This is a genomic window from Kitasatospora purpeofusca, from assembly GCF_036010405.1.
GTDB classification, from domain to species: domain Bacteria; phylum Actinomycetota; class Actinomycetes; order Streptomycetales; family Streptomycetaceae; genus Kitasatospora; species Kitasatospora purpeofusca.
Map to the genome: position 1 here is coordinate 7,601,361 of NZ_CP108561.1, position 14,639 is coordinate 7,615,999.

The 14,639-nt window shown below is 75.2% G+C and carries 12 protein-coding genes; 6 read left to right on the forward strand and 6 right to left on the reverse strand.

What is annotated here, in order from left to right:
* Window positions 1–9: 9 nt before the first annotated feature.
* Together OG715_RS33250 and OG715_RS33255 are read right to left on the reverse strand one after the other, a co-directional pair.
* The gene (locus OG715_RS33250) at window positions 10–801 is read right to left on the reverse strand and encodes a hypothetical protein (RefSeq protein ID WP_266273583.1); all 792 of its coding nucleotides are present in this window, start codon (window positions 799–801) and stop codon (window positions 10–12) included.
* On the reverse strand, window positions 798–1,706 hold the full coding sequence (locus OG715_RS33255) for an ABC transporter ATP-binding protein (RefSeq protein ID WP_266273582.1): 909 nt from the start codon (window positions 1,704–1,706) through the stop codon (window positions 798–800). The genes OG715_RS33250 and OG715_RS33255 overlap by 4 nt, the downstream gene beginning before the upstream one ends.
* A gap of 143 nt (window positions 1,707–1,849) precedes the next feature.
* Between OG715_RS33255 and OG715_RS33260 the strand changes: the two genes are divergently transcribed.
* Both OG715_RS33260 and OG715_RS33265 read left to right on the forward strand, forming a co-directional pair.
* Window positions 1,850–3,121 carry a sensor histidine kinase gene (locus OG715_RS33260; protein WP_266273581.1) on the forward strand — a complete coding sequence of 424 codons (1,272 nt, stop codon included), beginning with the start codon at window positions 1,850–1,852 and terminating at the stop codon, window positions 3,119–3,121.
* Window positions 3,118–3,783, forward strand: a complete 666-nt coding sequence (locus tag OG715_RS33265) for a response regulator transcription factor (protein WP_266273580.1) — start codon at window positions 3,118–3,120, stop codon at window positions 3,781–3,783. Before OG715_RS33260 ends, OG715_RS33265 begins: the two co-directional genes overlap by 4 nt.
* 71 nt (window positions 3,784–3,854) lie before the next feature.
* Here the strand turns inward: OG715_RS33265 and OG715_RS33270 are convergent, their stop codons facing one another.
* From OG715_RS33270 to modA, 3 genes are all read right to left on the reverse strand, one after another.
* Window positions 3,855–4,928: an ABC transporter ATP-binding protein gene (locus OG715_RS33270; RefSeq protein WP_266273579.1), complete on the reverse strand. Its 1,074-nt coding sequence runs from the start codon at window positions 4,926–4,928 to the stop codon at window positions 3,855–3,857.
* An 85-nt stretch (window positions 4,929–5,013) separates the two neighbouring features.
* Complete coding sequence (locus OG715_RS33275; protein ID WP_266274622.1) at window positions 5,014–5,817, reverse strand: ABC transporter permease; 804 nt, start codon at window positions 5,815–5,817, stop codon at window positions 5,014–5,016.
* 131 nt (window positions 5,818–5,948) lie between these two features.
* Window positions 5,949–6,812: a molybdate ABC transporter substrate-binding protein gene (gene modA, locus OG715_RS33280; protein ID WP_266273576.1), complete on the reverse strand. Its 864-nt coding sequence runs from the start codon at window positions 6,810–6,812 to the stop codon at window positions 5,949–5,951.
* Window positions 6,813–7,201: 389 nt separating this feature from the next.
* Here modA and OG715_RS33285 point away from each other — a divergent pair, with 389 nt between their 5' ends.
* The 3 genes from OG715_RS33285 (at window position 7,202) to OG715_RS33295 (ending at window position 11,032) form a co-directional block, all read left to right on the forward strand.
* Window positions 7,202–8,626, forward strand: coding sequence for a cytochrome P450 (locus tag OG715_RS33285; protein ID WP_266273575.1), 1,425 nt, complete (start codon window positions 7,202–7,204; stop codon window positions 8,624–8,626).
* A 594-nt stretch (window positions 8,627–9,220) separates the two neighbouring features.
* A complete protein-coding gene (locus OG715_RS33290; RefSeq protein WP_266273574.1) occupies window positions 9,221–9,928 on the forward strand; it encodes an RNA polymerase sigma factor in 708 nt (235 codons plus the stop codon).
* A 45-nt stretch (window positions 9,929–9,973) separates the two neighbouring features.
* Window positions 9,974–11,032 (forward strand): hypothetical protein, encoded by a 1,059-nt coding sequence (locus OG715_RS33295; protein WP_266273573.1) that lies wholly within the window; start codon window positions 9,974–9,976, stop codon window positions 11,030–11,032.
* A 159-nt stretch (window positions 11,033–11,191) separates the two neighbouring features.
* On the opposite strand, the gene OG715_RS33300 is transcribed toward OG715_RS33295, so the two are convergent.
* Window positions 11,192–12,655 carry a cation:dicarboxylate symporter family transporter gene (locus OG715_RS33300; protein ID WP_266273572.1) on the reverse strand — a complete coding sequence of 488 codons (1,464 nt, stop codon included), beginning with the start codon at window positions 12,653–12,655 and terminating at the stop codon, window positions 11,192–11,194.
* Between the two features lie 220 nt (window positions 12,656–12,875).
* Between OG715_RS33300 and OG715_RS33305 the strand changes: the two genes are divergently transcribed.
* Complete coding sequence (locus OG715_RS33305) at window positions 12,876–14,582, forward strand: sensor histidine kinase (RefSeq protein WP_266273571.1); 1,707 nt, start codon at window positions 12,876–12,878, stop codon at window positions 14,580–14,582.
* The last annotated feature ends 57 nt before the right edge of the window (window positions 14,583–14,639 follow it).

The window sequence follows — 14,639 nt, forward strand, 5'->3', positions numbered from 1 at the left end:
GCCGGGGGCTCACAACGCCTGGCGGCGCAGGCTGCGTATGCCGCCGTAGGTCGCGGCCGCGGCCCACAGGGCCATGATCAGCAGGCCGGTCCAGTGCCCGTACGCCACCTGCGGGTCGTCGGTGTAGCGCAGCGCGTACTGGCCGGCCCGGTCGGGCAGGAACTGCACGGCGTGGCGCACGACCGGGACGCCGGACAGCAGTGGGGAGAGCAGGAAGACGACGGGCAGCAGCAGGCCCATGGCCGCGGTGAGGTTGCGCAGGACGGCGGTCAGCCCGAGGCAGAACACCACCAGCAGGACCGGGTAGAGCACACCCGCCGTGGCACTGCGGACGAGGGCGGGGCCGTCCCAGACCTCCGGGACGAACGTGGCGTAGCCGGCGAACGCCCCGGCCGTCCCGGCCAGTCCGACGGCGAGGGCGACGGCTGCGGCGAGGGCGAGCTTGGCACTGTAGAGGCGCCCGCGGTGCGGGACGGCGGTCAGCGAGAGGCCGATCATGCGGGTGTTGAACTCCTGGCCGAACAGCAGGACGGCGAAGCAGACCAGGGCCGCCTGGCCGAAGTTGAGGCCGTAGTGGATGCCGACGCCCGGGTCGGAGGTGATGCTCCTGTCCTTGTCGCCGAGAGTGGCGGCGACGGCGGTGGTGAACCCGACCGTGAGCAGCAGGCCGATCAGCGGGGTGATCCAGAGCGAGCGCAGGGTGGTGAACTTGATCCGTTCCGCGCGCAGGGCGGCAGGGAGCGTCGAGCCGGTCACGGTGGTCGTCGTGGTGGTCGTCGTGGTCGTCGTCGCGGTGGTCATGCGGCCACCGCCCGGTACTCGACGCTGTCGGCGGTCATCCGCATGAAGGCTTCCTCCAAGGAGTCCTGTTGGACGGCGATCTCGAACAGCACCACGCCGTCGGCGGCGGCCAGGGCGGCGACGGACTCGGCCGTCGTGCCGGTGACCTCCCAGGCGCCGTCCGCCGAGGGTTGCGCGTCCAGGCCGGAACGGAGCATCAGCGCGGCCAGCCGGACCGGGTCGACGGCCCGTACCCGGATCCTGGTCCGGCCGTGGCGGTCGATGAAGTCGGAGGCCGCAGAGTCCGCCAGCAGCCGGCCCCGGCCGATCACCACCAGGTGGTCGGCGGTCAGGGCCATCTCCGTCATCAGGTGCGAGGAGACCAGCACCGCCCGGCCCTCGGCGGCCAGTCCGCGCAGCAGGGTGCGGATCCAGCGGATGCCCTCCGGGTCGAGGCCGTTGACCGGCTCGTCGAGCATCAGCACCGGTGGATCGCCGAGCAGTGCCGAGGCCACCCCGAGGCGCTGGCGCATGCCGAGCGAGAAGCCGCGGATCCGCCGCCCGGCCGCCCCGGTCAGGCCGACCCGGTCGAGCACCTCGTCGACCCGGCGGTCCGGCAGACCGTTGCTCGCGGCCAGCCAGCGCAGGTGGCCGCGGGCCGTGCGGCCGCCGTGCAGGGCCTGAGCGTCGAGCAGCGCCCCCACCCGCCGCAGCGGGCGGTCGAGTTCGGCGTAGGGGCGGCCGTCGACCAGGGCCCGGCCGGCCGTCGGGCGGTCGAGGCCGAGGATCAGCCGCATGGTGGTGCTCTTGCCGGCGCCGTTGGGCCCGAGGAAGCCCGTCACCACCCCCGGGGCCACTTCGAAGTCGAGCCCGTCCACCACCCGCGCCCCGCCGTACTCCTTGGTGAGGCCCTCCACCTTGATCACGATCGTCCTCCGTTCCTCTCCTCCGTGCTTCGGTGACTCCATGGGACCGCAGTCAGGGGGGCCGGCGGATCCCGCCCGGGAGGGGATCCGCCTCCCTCCCGAGAGGGAGTTTGCTCGGGGCCCTGACCTGGCAGGATGGCGCGATGCCCCGAATACTCGCGCCCCTGTTCAGCGCCACCACCTACGCGCGCTGGCTGCACCTGTTGATCGGACTGGTCTTCGTCGGCGTCGTGCTGATGGTCTATCCGGGAGTGGAGGGGTGGAGCCGCGGCGAGCTGCTGGCGCGGGCGGTGCCGCTGGACGCCGCGCTGCTGGTGCTGGCCGCGCTGGTGCCCGCGATGCGGCGGGCGGAGGGTGTGCAGGCGCGGCTGCTGCTGGTGCCCGACCGGGAGCAGGACATCGCGGTCGAGCCCTCCCGCGGCTGGGCCGACCGGCGGCGGACGGCGGCCTGGCTGGTCGGCCGGGTGGTCCTCGGCTGGCTCGTCGGCGGGGCCTCGGTCCTCGTGCCCGCCGCCGTCCTCGACCTGGTGGCGCGACCGGAGCAGGCGGTGTTCGGGCTGCGGTCGGCCGGCGAGGGCAGGGACGGCGGGCCGGGCTGGGCGGTGCTGCTGGCGCCGGTGCTGCTGTTCGCGCTCGGCTGGCTGGTCGTCTGGGCCGGGCGGCTCCAGCTCGCCATGGCGGTGAGGCTGTTGGGGCCGTCCCCGGCGGAGCGACTCGCCGCCGCCGAGCTCCGCGCCGAACGCCTGCTGGAACGCAACCTGCTGGCACGTGAGTTGCACGACTCGATCGGCCACGCGCTGACGGTGACGGTGCTCCAGGCCGGGGCGGCGCGCGAGCTCGGCGACCCGGCGTTCGCCGCCAGGGCGCTGGAGGTCATCGAGGAGACCGGCCGGCGGGCGATGGACGACCTGGAGCGCACGCTCGCCCTGCTGCGCGACCCGGGTGACCAGGGTGGATCGGGCAGCCCCGGTCCGGACTCCGGGACCGGCCCCGGCGGCGAGGACGCGCGGGAGCGGCCCGGGATAGACCGGCTCCCCGCCCTGTTCGAGACCGCCAGGGCGGCCGGCAGCCCCGTCGAGGCCCGGGTCGACGTCTCCTCCGGAGCCCTCCCCGGGGTGCTCTCCCGCGAGGGCTACCGGATCGTGCAGGAGGGCGTCACCAACGCCCTCAAGTACGCGCCCGGGGAGCCGATCAGCATCCGGATCGCCGTCCGCGACGGCAGCCTGGAACTGCGCTGCGCCAACGCCCTCCGCCCGCAGTCCGCCCGCTCCCGCGGCAGCTCACCGCGTCGGGGCGGCAAGGGACTTCGCGGCATCCGCGAACGGGCCGTCCTGCTGGGCGGCGAGACCGCCGCGGGCGCCGAAGGCGGCGAGTGGGTGCTGACCGTTCGGGTACCCCTACGCTTGGCCGGGTGACGATCGACATTCTGCTGGCCGACGACGAGGAACTCGTCCGGGCCGGCCTGCGGGTGGTGCTGGAGGCGCAGGGCGACCTGCGGGTGGTGGGCGAGGCGGAGGACGGCGCGGAGGCGATCGCGCTCGCCCGCCGACTGCGCCCGCACGTGGTGCTGATGGACGTTCGGATGCCCGGCCTGGACGGCCTCGCCGCCACCCGCGAACTGGTCCGCGACGCCGCCGCGCCCGGCGGGTACGCGCCGAAGATCCTGGTCGTCACCACGTTCGAGATCGACGACTACGTCTACCAGGCCCTGCGGGCGGGCGCGGACGGCTTCCTGCTCAAGCGCACCCGGCCGAGCGAGATCGCCCAGGCCGTACGGCTGGTGGCGGCCGGCGAGTCACTGCTCTTCCCCGCCCAGATCCGCCGGCTCGCCGCCGCCCAGGGAAACGCGGCGGCCCGCGGCACGATGGCCCGCGCCGCCCTGACCGAACGCGAGGCCGAGGTGCTGCGCCTGGTGACGCGCGGGCTGACCAACGGCGAGATCGCCGAACAGCTCTTCCTCGGGGTGCAGACGGTGAAGACCCACGTCAGCAGCCTGCTGGCGAAGCTCGGCGCGCGGGACCGGACCCAGGCGGTCATCCTCGCCTACGAGTCGGGCTTCGTGACGCCCACCGAGTGACCACCGAGTGACCACCGGGCGACCACCGGAGCTGCCGACGGCGGGAGGGGCCAGAGGTGGTCGGTGGGTGGTCAGGCCGGGTAGGCGTGCGTCTGGGCGGCCTTGACCGCGGCCCAGACCGTCGATCCCCGGGCCAGGCCCAGTTCGGCGGCCGCCGCCGGGGTGAGGTCGGCGGCCATCGGGACGGCCCCCGCCAGGTCGGCCCGCACCTGGTCGCCGTGGAGGTCGAGCCCGTTGACCGTCAGTTCCCAGACATTGCGCGCGCTCCCCTCCGGCCGCGAGCCGTGGAGGACGACGGCGGACGGCGGGAACGCGACGAAGACCGGCCCGGAAAGGTCCTCGTCGGTGGTCAGCACGGCGCCGTCCGGCAGCGTCACCAGGTGCCCGGCCGAGGTGCCCCGGTAGAGGTTCAGCCCGACCAGCCGGGCGATGTAGTCGGTGCGCGGCCGGCGCGCGATCTCCGCCGGCAGGCCGGACTGCACCTCGCGTCCGTCCTCGATCACCACCAGCCGGTCGGCCAGCACCATCGCGTCCAGCGGATCGTGCGTCACCAGCACCGCGACCGCCTCGAACTCGGCCAGGTGGCGCCGCAGCTGCGCCCGCACGTCGAGCCGGGTGCGGGCGTCCAGGGCGGCCAGCGGCTCGTCCAGCAGCAGCAGCCGGGGCCGGACGGCGAGCGCCCGGGCGAGCGCCACCCGTTGGGCCTGCCCGCCGGAGAGCCGGGCCGGGCGGGCGGCGGCGTGCTCGGCCAGGCCCATCCGCTCCAGCCAGCCGGCGGCCTCCGCGCGTGCCTCGCGCTTGGAACGGCCCCGGCAGCGCGGGCCGAAGGCGACGTTGTCGAGGGCGCTCAGATGCGGGAAGAGCAGGTAGTCCTGGAAGACCACGCCGACCGGGCGCTCCTCGGCCGGGGTGTGCAGGCGCTGGGCCGGGTCCTCCAGGACGTCGCCGTCCAGCCGCAGGTGACCGGCGCCGAGCGGCAGCAGCCCGGCCAGCGCGCGCAGGGCGGTGGACTTCCCGGCACCGTTCGGGCCGAGCAGCGCGACCACCTCGCCGGGGGCGGCGGTGAGGGCGAGGTCCAGGGTGAAGGCGGCGCGGTCGACCCGCAGCCGGGCGTCCAGACCGGCGGCACCGGGGTGGGAGGTCATCGGCGCGGCGCTCCGGGGACGGGGAGGGGGAAGGGGACGACAGGGACGACGGGCAGGGGGACGGGGGCAGGGGCGGCAGCCGGCCTCACGGCGCGGACATCCAGCGCTCGCGCAGGCCGGCCAGCACCGCGATCGACACCACCAGCAGGACCAGCGACAGCGCGATCGCCGCCTCCGGGTCCGACTCCATCGCGAGGTAGACGGCCAGCGGCATGGTCTGCGTGCGGCCCGGGAAGTTGCCCGCGAAGGTGATCGTCGCGCCGAACTCGCCGAGCGCCCGCGCCCAGGCCAGCACGGCACCGGCCCCGATGCCCGGCGCGATCAGCGGCAGGGTGACCCGCCGGAACGCGGTCAGCCGGGAGGCGCCCAGCGTCGCGGCGGCCTCCTCGTAGCGCGGGTCCGCGGCGCGCAGCGCGCCCTCGACGCTGATCACCAGGAACGGCATCGCGACGAACGCCTCCGCGATCACCACGCCGGTGGTGGTGAACGGCAGGGTGATGCCGAAGGCGGAGTCCAGCCAGGAGCCGACGATTCCGCGCCGGCCGAGCACCAGCAGCAGCGCGACACCGCCGACCACCGGAGGCAGCACCAGCGGCAGGGTGACCAGGGCCCGGACCAGCCGCCGGCCCGGCAGTTCGGTCCGGGCCAGCAGCCAGGCCAGCGGCACGCCCAGGACCAGGGACACCGCCGTGGCGGCCGTCGCGCAGACGAGCGAGAGGCGCAGCGCCTCCCACACCTGCGGGCTGGTGAGCTGCTCCGGGAGTGCGCTCCAGGGCGCCCGGACCAGCAGCCCGACCAGGGGGAGGACGAGGAACGCCAGGCCGAGCAGCGCGGGGAGCAGCAGGGCGACCGGCACCCGGCCCGCCCCCCGCCGGCCGCGCCGCCGCAGCCGGCCGGAGCCCGGACCGGAGCCCTGGCCCGGGAGCGACCCCGGGCCCGAGGAATCCCCGGACCCGGGGCCGCCCGCGGGGCCGTCCGCCGTGCCGTCAGCCGCGCCGTCCACGCGGCCGGTGCGACGGATCACGGCGCCTGGAAGCCCGCCGCGGTCAGCACCTGCTGCGCCTCGGACGACTGGATGTAGGCGACGAAGGCGGTGGCGCCGTCCTTGTTCGGCGCCTTGGCCAGGGCGGCGATCGGGTAGTCGTTCACGGCCTTGGCGGCCTCGGGGAATTCCACGCCGTCGATCTTCGCAGCATCGGCCTTCACATCGGTGCGGTACACGAGCGAGGCGTCGACCTCGCCGAGCTCGACCTTGGTCAGCGCGCCCTTGACGTCCTGCTCCAGGGTGACCGGGGTGAGGTTGACGTTCGCGGCCTTGAGGGCGGTCAGCGCGGCGGCGCCGCAGGGCATCTCCTTCGCGCAGAGCGCGACCTTCACGCCCGGCGCGGCCAGGTCGGCGAGACCGGCGAAGTGCTTGGGGTTGCCCTTGGGGACGGCGATGGCGAGGGTGTTGCGCACGAAGGTCTTCGGCTCGCCGGTGGCGCCGCCCGCGTCGGTGACGGTCTTCATGGTGGCCGGGCTGGCGGCGGCGAACACGTCGGCCGGGGCACCGGAGTTGATGCTCGTGGCGAGGGCGGAGCTGCCGCCGAAGTTGAAGGTGACCTTGGCGCCGGGGTTGGCGGCCTCGAACTTCTTGCCGAGCTCGGTGAAGGTCTCCTTGAGCGAGGCGGCGGCGAACACCGTGATCGCTCCGGTGGCCTTCGGGACGCCGGCCGCGCTCGTGCCGCCGGTCGCCGCGCCCGTGCCGGGGGCGGCGGGGGAGCTGCTGCTGCTCCTGGCGTCGGTGCCGCCGTCGCTGCCGCAGGCGGTGGCGCCGAGGGCGAGGACGAGGGCCGCCGCCGCGGTGGCGGTGAACCTGGTGGCGGTGAGTCTGCGGACGGTCATCCTTGGCTTCCCCTCCTGGGCGCGCCGGGAGGGGCGCGGGGTCAATGCCGCAGGTGCGGCCATTACGCCGATCATAGTGCCGCATATGCGGGCCTAATTTCGTCTGTCTCATCGCACAGGCCAGGGGTGCCGAAGCGGGTGGCGGGTCTGTCGGAAGACGCAAGCGGCCCGGGGCGGTCGTTCGGATCCCGCGCTGCCTCCGGGGCGCGGGGCGGCCGGTGAGCGCGGGGTGGCGCGCGTCGGCAGCGCTCTGTGCGCCCCTTCTGTGCCGATTACCCGGCAGTTACGTTGGGGACGGAACGGGGGGCACGACCGACCGGTCGCGCGGTCGGGGGCGGGGGTGCCCGACCGGCAGCGGGACCGGTGAGGCGCACGACCGAGGAGGGGACATGTCGCTGACCGCCGCGACCACCAGCACCACCAGTACTACCGGCACCGCCGCCACCATCACCCGGATACCCGGGCCGCCGGGACTCCCGCTGGTGGGCTCGCTGCTCGACCTGACCCGGCGTCCGCTGCGGACCTACCTCGACGCCCGCCGCGACTACGGCGACGTCGTCCGCTTCGCCGCCGGGCCGCCCGGACTGCGCGCCGAGTTCTACGCGGTGTTCTCGCCGGAGGGCGCGCACCAGGTGCTCGGCAGCGAAGCGGCCAACTTCCGCAAGGACAACAGCTTCTACGACGAGCTGCGGACCAGCCTCGGCAACGGCCTGCTGACCAGCCAGGACGGCGACTACCACCGCCAGCGCCGACTGATCCAGCCGCTGTTCACCCGGCGCCGGGTGGACGGCTACGCGGAGGCCGTCGGGCAGGAGTGCGCGGTGCTCGCCGACCGCTGGCGGGTGGTGCCCGGCGGCGTGGTCGACGTCGCGGAGGAGATGTCGCGGTTCGCGCTGCGCACGGTGTCCCGGATCCTCTTCGGGGCGGACGTGGAGGCGGCGGTGCGGGTGGTGCACCACAGCTTCCCGGTACTCGGCGAGTTCGTGCTCGAACGCGGCTTCGCACCGGTGAAGGTGCCCCGCGGTTGGCCGACCCCCGCCAACCGGCGGGCCGCCGGCGCGCAGCGCGACCTCTACGCGGTGTGCGACCGGATCATCGCCGAGCGCGCGGTGCGGCGGGCGGCGGGCGTGGCCGACACCGCCGGTCCGGACGACCTGCTGGAGCTGCTGACCCGGGCCCGGGGCGAGGACGGGGAGCGGCTCGACCCGGCCGAACTGCGCGACCAGGTCCTGATCTTCCTGCTCGCCGGGCACGAGACCACGGCGACCTCGCTCGCCTTCGCGCTCTTCCTGCTGGCCAAGCACCCGGAGCAGCGGCGCCGGGCCCGCGAGGAGGCGGACGCCGTACTGGCCGGCCGGGCGCCGGAGGCGGCGGACCTGGAGGCGCTGCCCTACCTCACCCAGGTGATGAAGGAGGCGATGCGGCTCTACCCGGCCGCCTCGCAGATGGGGCGACGCTCGGTGGCCGAATCGGTGATCGACGGCTACGTCGTGCCCGCCGGCGCCCAGGTCATCCTCGCGCCGTGGGTCACCCACCGGCACCCGGACCACTGGGAGCAGCCGGACCGCTTCGACCCGGACCGCTTCCTGCCCGAGCGGGAGAAGGAGCGCCACCGGTACGCCTGGTACCCGTTCGGGGGTGGGCCGCGGGCCTGCATAGGGCAGCACTTCTCCATGCTGGAGTCGGTGCTGGCGCTGGGCGCGCTGCTGCGGGACTTCGAGTTCGAGGCGGTGGACCGCGGCGTCCGGCTCGGCCAGGGCATCACGCTCCAGGTGCGGAGCCCGATGCGGGTCCGGCTGACGCCGCGCGGTTGAGGGCGGGTGGCCGACGGCGGGCGGGTGGCCGACGGCAATCAGTTGACGGCGCAGGGGATTTGGAAGTGGAGTGCCCGGGTGCGGGGCCCTTCGCTTTCGGGGCGGCCGTGCCGGTCGGGGCACACGACGGGGACATTCGAACACAATGCGCCGGTGCCGCGGGCGGATTCGCGGATCCTCGCCGCCGCCGGGCGGCCGCGCCGATAGCGTCCCATGCACCCCGGGTCGGAAGCGCACGCACGGACGGCACAAGAAGCACCGTCGCTCCACCACCCCGGCCTCCGCGCGGAGTCCGCCCGGCCCGGGGTCGCCCGCCCGGGCCGGGCGACCCCGGTGTCACCCTGGGCCCGCCTCCCGCCCTCATGCGAATGGCTGCGGAACGGTGGGACGACGAACTATGATGTGATGTGCGTCACAAGGCCGTACGGCCGACGGGTCGATGTCCACCGACCGGGCTTTCGGGGTGCCGATTTCCGAGGGGGCGGGATGGGAATCACGGCCGGTTGCCGAGGCGGAGCGGCCCCGGACCCGGACCCGGACCCGGACCCGGATCCGAGGCCGCGCCCGTCCGCCGGATCCGCCGAATTCGACCGGGTGTTCACGGAATTGCTGCCCAGGCTCCAGCGTGCCGCCGTGCGCATGCTCGGGGATCCGTTCGGCGCGGGTGATGTCGTCCACGAGGCGTATCTGCGGATCGCCCGGAATCCCGCCCGCTTCCTCGGTCATCCCCGGCCCTACGCCTACGCGTTCACCGCGATGGCGAACGTCGTGCGCGACGAGTGGCGCCGCGACCGCCGCCGGCTGCGCCAGTCCGAGGCGCTGGAGGACGTCGGACCGGCCGGCGTTCTCGCGGCCGTCGGCGGGTGGGGCGGGGGGTGCGGCGATCCGTCGGGTGGCGGGGTGGCCGAGCTGCAGGCGCACTGGGAGGTGGTGCGGCTGCTGCGCTGTCTGACGGTGAAGCAGGCGCGGGTGGTGCTGCTGGTCGACCTCGACGGCTACAGCCTGGAGGAGGCCGCCGAACTCCTCGGCGTGCACCGCTCCACCCTGGCGGTCACCCGGCGCCGGGCGCTGGACCGGTTGCGGAACGTCCTCGAACGGGAGCGCGAGTCGCCCGCCGGGGCGGGGTCCGGGGTCCGTCGCCCGTCCGGCGGTCGCTCGCCCGACCGTCGGCCCGATTCCCGGCCCGGCCGAGCGTCCGGTTCCCCGTCCGGCACACTGCCCGGCCCCCCGCCGGGTCCCCCGTCCGGCCCAGCGCCCGGGCATGTGCCAGGGGCGCGCGCGGGGTCCGACGCACCGGTCTGACGGCAAGTCAGCTCTGCTCCGGCCTCGCCCCGTACGCTGCAAATCGTGATCACGTACGAGGAGCATCGGCTCCGCTCCCTGGTGGACGAGGGCCGTTGGATCGAACTGCTGGGCGCCTACCGGCAGGCCCGGGCCGCCGCCGTCGCGCTCGATCTGGCGGACGGCGACCCGGTGGACGGCGACCTGACGGGCAGCGACCCGGCGTACCGCCGCCGGACGGCCGCGACCGCGACCGCAGTGTCGGCCGCGCAGAGCCGGGCCGGCATCGCCACCGCCGCGCTCGGCCACCTGATCGCGTACGCCGCACCGCCCGAGGTGGCCGCACGACTGTTCGACGCGGACGGCGGTCCCGGCACGGCGGCGGGGGTGGCCGACCACGACGCCGGGCCGCTCTGGGAGGTGCTGGCGACCCGGCACACCTGGCGGCGGCTCGCTCCGCTGCTCGGTCCGCCCCCGGTGCGGCGGCTGGTCGCGCAGACCCGGGTGCTGCTCGGCGAGGACCTCTCCCGGGGCGCCGAACCGGACCCCGAGGGGGTGCCGCTGCTGCTGGAGCCCTGGGAGTCCGTGGGACGGGCCGAGGGCATGCCGGTCCGGGAGTACCTGCGCCAGGGCGGTTCGCGCAGCGCCCTGCTGACGCTGCCCGCCAGCCGGGAGGGCCTGGCTCGGGTGGAGCTGCCCGAACCCGGCGTCCGGCTGCCGGGGCAGCCGGCCACCCGGGCGCTGGCCGAGCTGGCCGGCTGGGCGCGGACGGTCTGTGTGCGAGGACCGGCGGCGGGGGCCGCCGCCCAGCTCGTGCCGGGGCCGCTGGTCATCGGCGGGTACCTGCCGTTCGCCCTCGCCTGGCCGGCGCTGGTGCAGGCGGGCATCGCGGACCGCGCGCACGGCGCGGCGCACGGGCGGCTGGCGCTGTGGCGGGTGCTGACGGCGATGACCGGCGCGCAGCGGCCGGAGGCGGCGGACCGGGCGGAGGTCCGCGCCCTGGTCGCGCGGATGCGCTGCTTCACCTGGGACGATCCGGCCGACCGGCTGCGGCACCTGCACCTCGCGCTGGAGGATCCGGCGACCGGGCTGAGCTGGGCGGTCAGCGGCTCCGAGGAGGTCTGAGCGGGCCGATCGTCCCTGCGAGACGCGGGCTCGCGCCTCGCAGGGACCTGCCCGAGCACCGGCTCGGCCCCGGGACATGCGGGACCCCTGGTCCGGCGCCTTTTCCGGGGGGTTGGGCGGGGCGCCGGACCAGGGGAGTGTGAGGGACGGGCCCGCGGCTCAGGCGGCCGTCGTGGTCGCCGCCGTCGTGGCGGCGGCGGTGGTCGGGACAGCGGCCGGGACTGTGGTCGGGACCGGTGCCGCCGGGGCCGACCCGGCCGGGACGGTGCCCTCCGCCGCCGGGGCGCCCGCGCCGCCGTGCGCGTCGGCGTCCAGCAGCGTCCGCTCGTCGAACGGCACCTCGCCCGCCAGCACCTGCCGGGCCCGCTCGCGGTCGAGCTCCCCGGTCCACTGCCCGATCAGCACGGTGGCGACGGCGTTCCCGGCGAAGTTGGTGAGTGCCCGGGCCTCGGACATGAATCGGTCGATGCCGACGATCAGCCCGACGCCGTCCACCAGGGCAGGCTTGTGCGACTGGAGCCCGCCCGCGAGGGTGGCCAGTCCGGCGCCGGTGACGCCGGCCGCGCCCTTGCTGGCGATCACCATGAAGACCAGCAGCGACAGCTGCTCGCCCACCGACATCGGCTTGTCCATCGCCTCCGAGATGAAGATCGAGGCCATGGTCAGGTAGATCGCGGTGCCGTCCAGGTTGAAGCTGTAGCCGGTCGGGACGGTGATGCCGACCACCGGGCGGCTGACGCCCAGGTGCTCCATCTTGGCGATCAGCCGGGGGAGGGCGCTCTCCGAGGAGGAGGTGGAGAGGATCAGCAGGAACTCGCGGCCCAGGTAGCGCAGCAGGGTGAAGATGTTGACGCCGGCGACCAGGCGCAGCAGGGTGCCGAGCACCACGACCACGAACAGGGCGCAGGTCAGGTAGAAGCCGATCATGATGACGGCGAGGCTCTTCAGCGCGGCCGTACCGGTGGCGCCGACCACCGCGGCCATCGCCCCGAAGGCGCCGATCGGCGCCACCCACATGATCATCGCCATGACCCGGAAGACCAGCCGCTGCACGTGCTCGATGCCGCGCAGCACGGGTGCGCCGGCCGGGCCCATCGCCTGGAGGGCGAAGCCGGCCAGCAGGGCGATCAGCAGGGTCTGCAGCACCTTGCCCTCGGTGAGGGCGGAGAGCATGGTGGTGGGGATCATCCCGAGCAGGAAGTCGGCGGTGGACTGCGCGCCGCCGGCGGCGGCCTGGGCGTGGCCGGACTTGGCGAGCGCGGAGGTCAGGTGGAGGCCGCCGCCGGGCTCCAGCAGGTTGCCGACCAGCAGGCCGATGCCGAGGGCGACGGTCGACATGGCGAGGAAGTAGCCGAGGGCCAGGCCGCCGACCTTGCCGACCTTGGCGGCCTTGGTGACGGAGCCGATGCCGAGCACGATGGTGCAGAAGATGACCGGGCTGATCATCATCTTGATGAGGTTGACGAAGCCCGTGCCGACGGGCTTCAGCTCCACCGCGAAGTCCGGCGCGGCCAGGCCCACCACGACGCCCGCGACGACCGCCGCGATCACGGCGAGGTAGAGGAGGTGGGTGCGGTCCTTCGGTCTGGTGGCCGCGCCCGCCGCTGCTCCGGTGATCGACATCTGTGGCTCCTTCGCCCTGCTGTGCCCGGTGGCGCGAGCGCCGGTGGGGATGCGCTCATGGGGGTGCGCCGGTGTGCGGTCCGGGGGCCCCGGGTGGTGGGCCGCTCCGACTATGGCGTCCGGGCGTGACGGGGGTCACGTTTGCGTTCATAGAGTTCACGTCGTTCTCGTCCCCGCAGCGGGGTCCGCGCCGCCGGGGCCGTGGTGCACACTGACAGGCATGTCCGCGCGTACCCCTCTCCCGCCGCGCCGGCTGGTGCGCAGCCTGGCCGGACAGCTCTTCCTCGTCCAAGTGGTGATCGTCGCCGCCGTGGTCGCGGGCGGGGCGGTGCTCGCGTACCTGTTCACCGCCGGGCGCGCCGACGACGCGGCCCGCCGCCAGGTCACCGCCGTCGCCCGCGCCGTCGCCGACTCGCCGACCGTCCTTGACGCCGCCGGGGCGCCCGATCCGACGGCGGTGCTCCAGCCCTACGCCGAGCGGGTGCGGGTCGACACCGGGGTCTCCTTCGTCACCGTGATGGACACCGCCGGCGTCCGCTGGACCCACCCGCTGCCCGAGCAGATCGGGCGGCCCTTCCTCGGGCACATCGACTGGGCGCTCGCGGGGGAGACCCGCAGCGAGACCTACACCGGCACGCTCGGCCCGTCGGTGCGGGTGGTCACCCCGGTGCTGGACGAGCGGCACCGGGTGGTGGCGCTGGTCAGCGCGGGCATCACGGTGCAGTCGATCTCGGCCCGGCTGCGCGGTCCGCTGCTCGCCCTGGTGGGGGTCGCGGGGGCCGCGCTGGCCGTCGGCGGGATCGGCACCTACCTCGCCAACTCCCGGCTGCGGCGGCACACCCACGGCATGGGGCCGGCCGAGCTCAGCCACCTCTACGAGTACCACCAGGCCACCCTGCACGCCGTCCGGGAGGGGCTCGTCCTGCTCGACCGCGAGCACCGGGTGGTGCTCTGCAACGACGCCGCGCGCGAACTCCTGGGCCTGGAGGGGGCGGTGGAGGGCCGCCCGGTCGACGGGCTGGGACTGCCGGACGCGCTGCTGGCGGCCGTCTCCGGGGACGCGCCGGTCCGGGACGAGGTCCATCTGACCGCCGAGCGGGTGGTGGTGCTCAACACCTCCACCATCGGCACCGGGCTCGGCCGCGTCCTCACCCTCCGCGACCACACCGAACTCCAGGCGCTGAGCGGCGAGCTGGACTCCGTGCGCGGCTTCACCGAGGCGCTCGGCGCGCAGGCGCACGAGGCCGCCAACCGGCTGCACGCCGTCGTGTCGCTGATCGAACTCGGCCGTCACCGCGAGGCGGTGGAGTTCGCCACCGCCGAACTCGCCCTCGCCCAGCGGCTCACCGACCGGGTGGTGGCCGCCGTCGGCGAACCGGTGCTGGCCGCCCTGCTGCTGGGCAAGGCCGCCCAGGCTGCCGAGCGGGGCGTGGAGTTGACGCTCACGCCGGACAGTTCGATCGACGACGGGGTGCTGCCGCCGCGACTGACCGCCCGCGACCTCATCACCGTCCTCGGCAATCTGATCGACAACGCCGTGGACGCCGCGATCACCGGCGCGGCCGCGAACCCCGGCCCCCCGGAGGTCACCGTCACCGCCCGGATCGACGGGGACCACCTGCTGCTGCGGGTCGCCGACAGCGGGGACGGGATCGCCCCGGGCGCGGTGGACGACGTGTTCCGGCGCGGGTGGAGCACCAAACAGGACGGCCGCGCGGGCGGGGGCGGCGAAGGGGGCAGCCGGGCGAGCAGCAGCGGCCACGGGCGCGGACTCGGGCTCGCCCTGGTCGCCCAGGCCGCCCGGCGCAACGGCGGCACCGTCGAGGTCGGCCGGGAGCGCGGCGCGGTGCTCACCGTCCGGCTGCCGCTCGACCGCCCGGCGCGCGACGACGCCGGGGAGCGCGAGCGCGTGGCGGTGGCCCCGTGAGCCGAGGCAACGGCCGGGCCGAGAACGGCGCCGACGCCGACAGCGCCGCCGACGCCG

Bases quoted from the DNA above. Each gene is read 5' to 3' on its own strand.
- OG715_RS33250 (WP_266273583.1), bottom strand. From the start codon at position 801: ATGACCACCGCGACGACGACCACGACGACCACCACGACGACCACCGTG.
- OG715_RS33260 (WP_266273581.1), top strand. From the start codon at position 1,850: ATGCCCCGAATACTCGCGCCCCTGTTCAGCGCCACCACCTACGCGCGC.
- OG715_RS33270 (WP_266273579.1), bottom strand. From the start codon at position 4,928: ATGACCTCCCACCCCGGTGCCGCCGGTCTGGACGCCCGGCTGCGGGTC.
- modA (WP_266273576.1), bottom strand. From the start codon at position 6,812: ATGACCGTCCGCAGACTCACCGCCACCAGGTTCACCGCCACCGCGGCG.
- OG715_RS33285 (WP_266273575.1), top strand. From the start codon at position 7,202: ATGTCGCTGACCGCCGCGACCACCAGCACCACCAGTACTACCGGCACC.
- OG715_RS33300 (WP_266273572.1), bottom strand. From the start codon at position 12,655: ATGTCGATCACCGGAGCAGCGGCGGGCGCGGCCACCAGACCGAAGGAC.
- OG715_RS33305 (WP_266273571.1), top strand. From the start codon at position 12,876: ATGTCCGCGCGTACCCCTCTCCCGCCGCGCCGGCTGGTGCGCAGCCTG.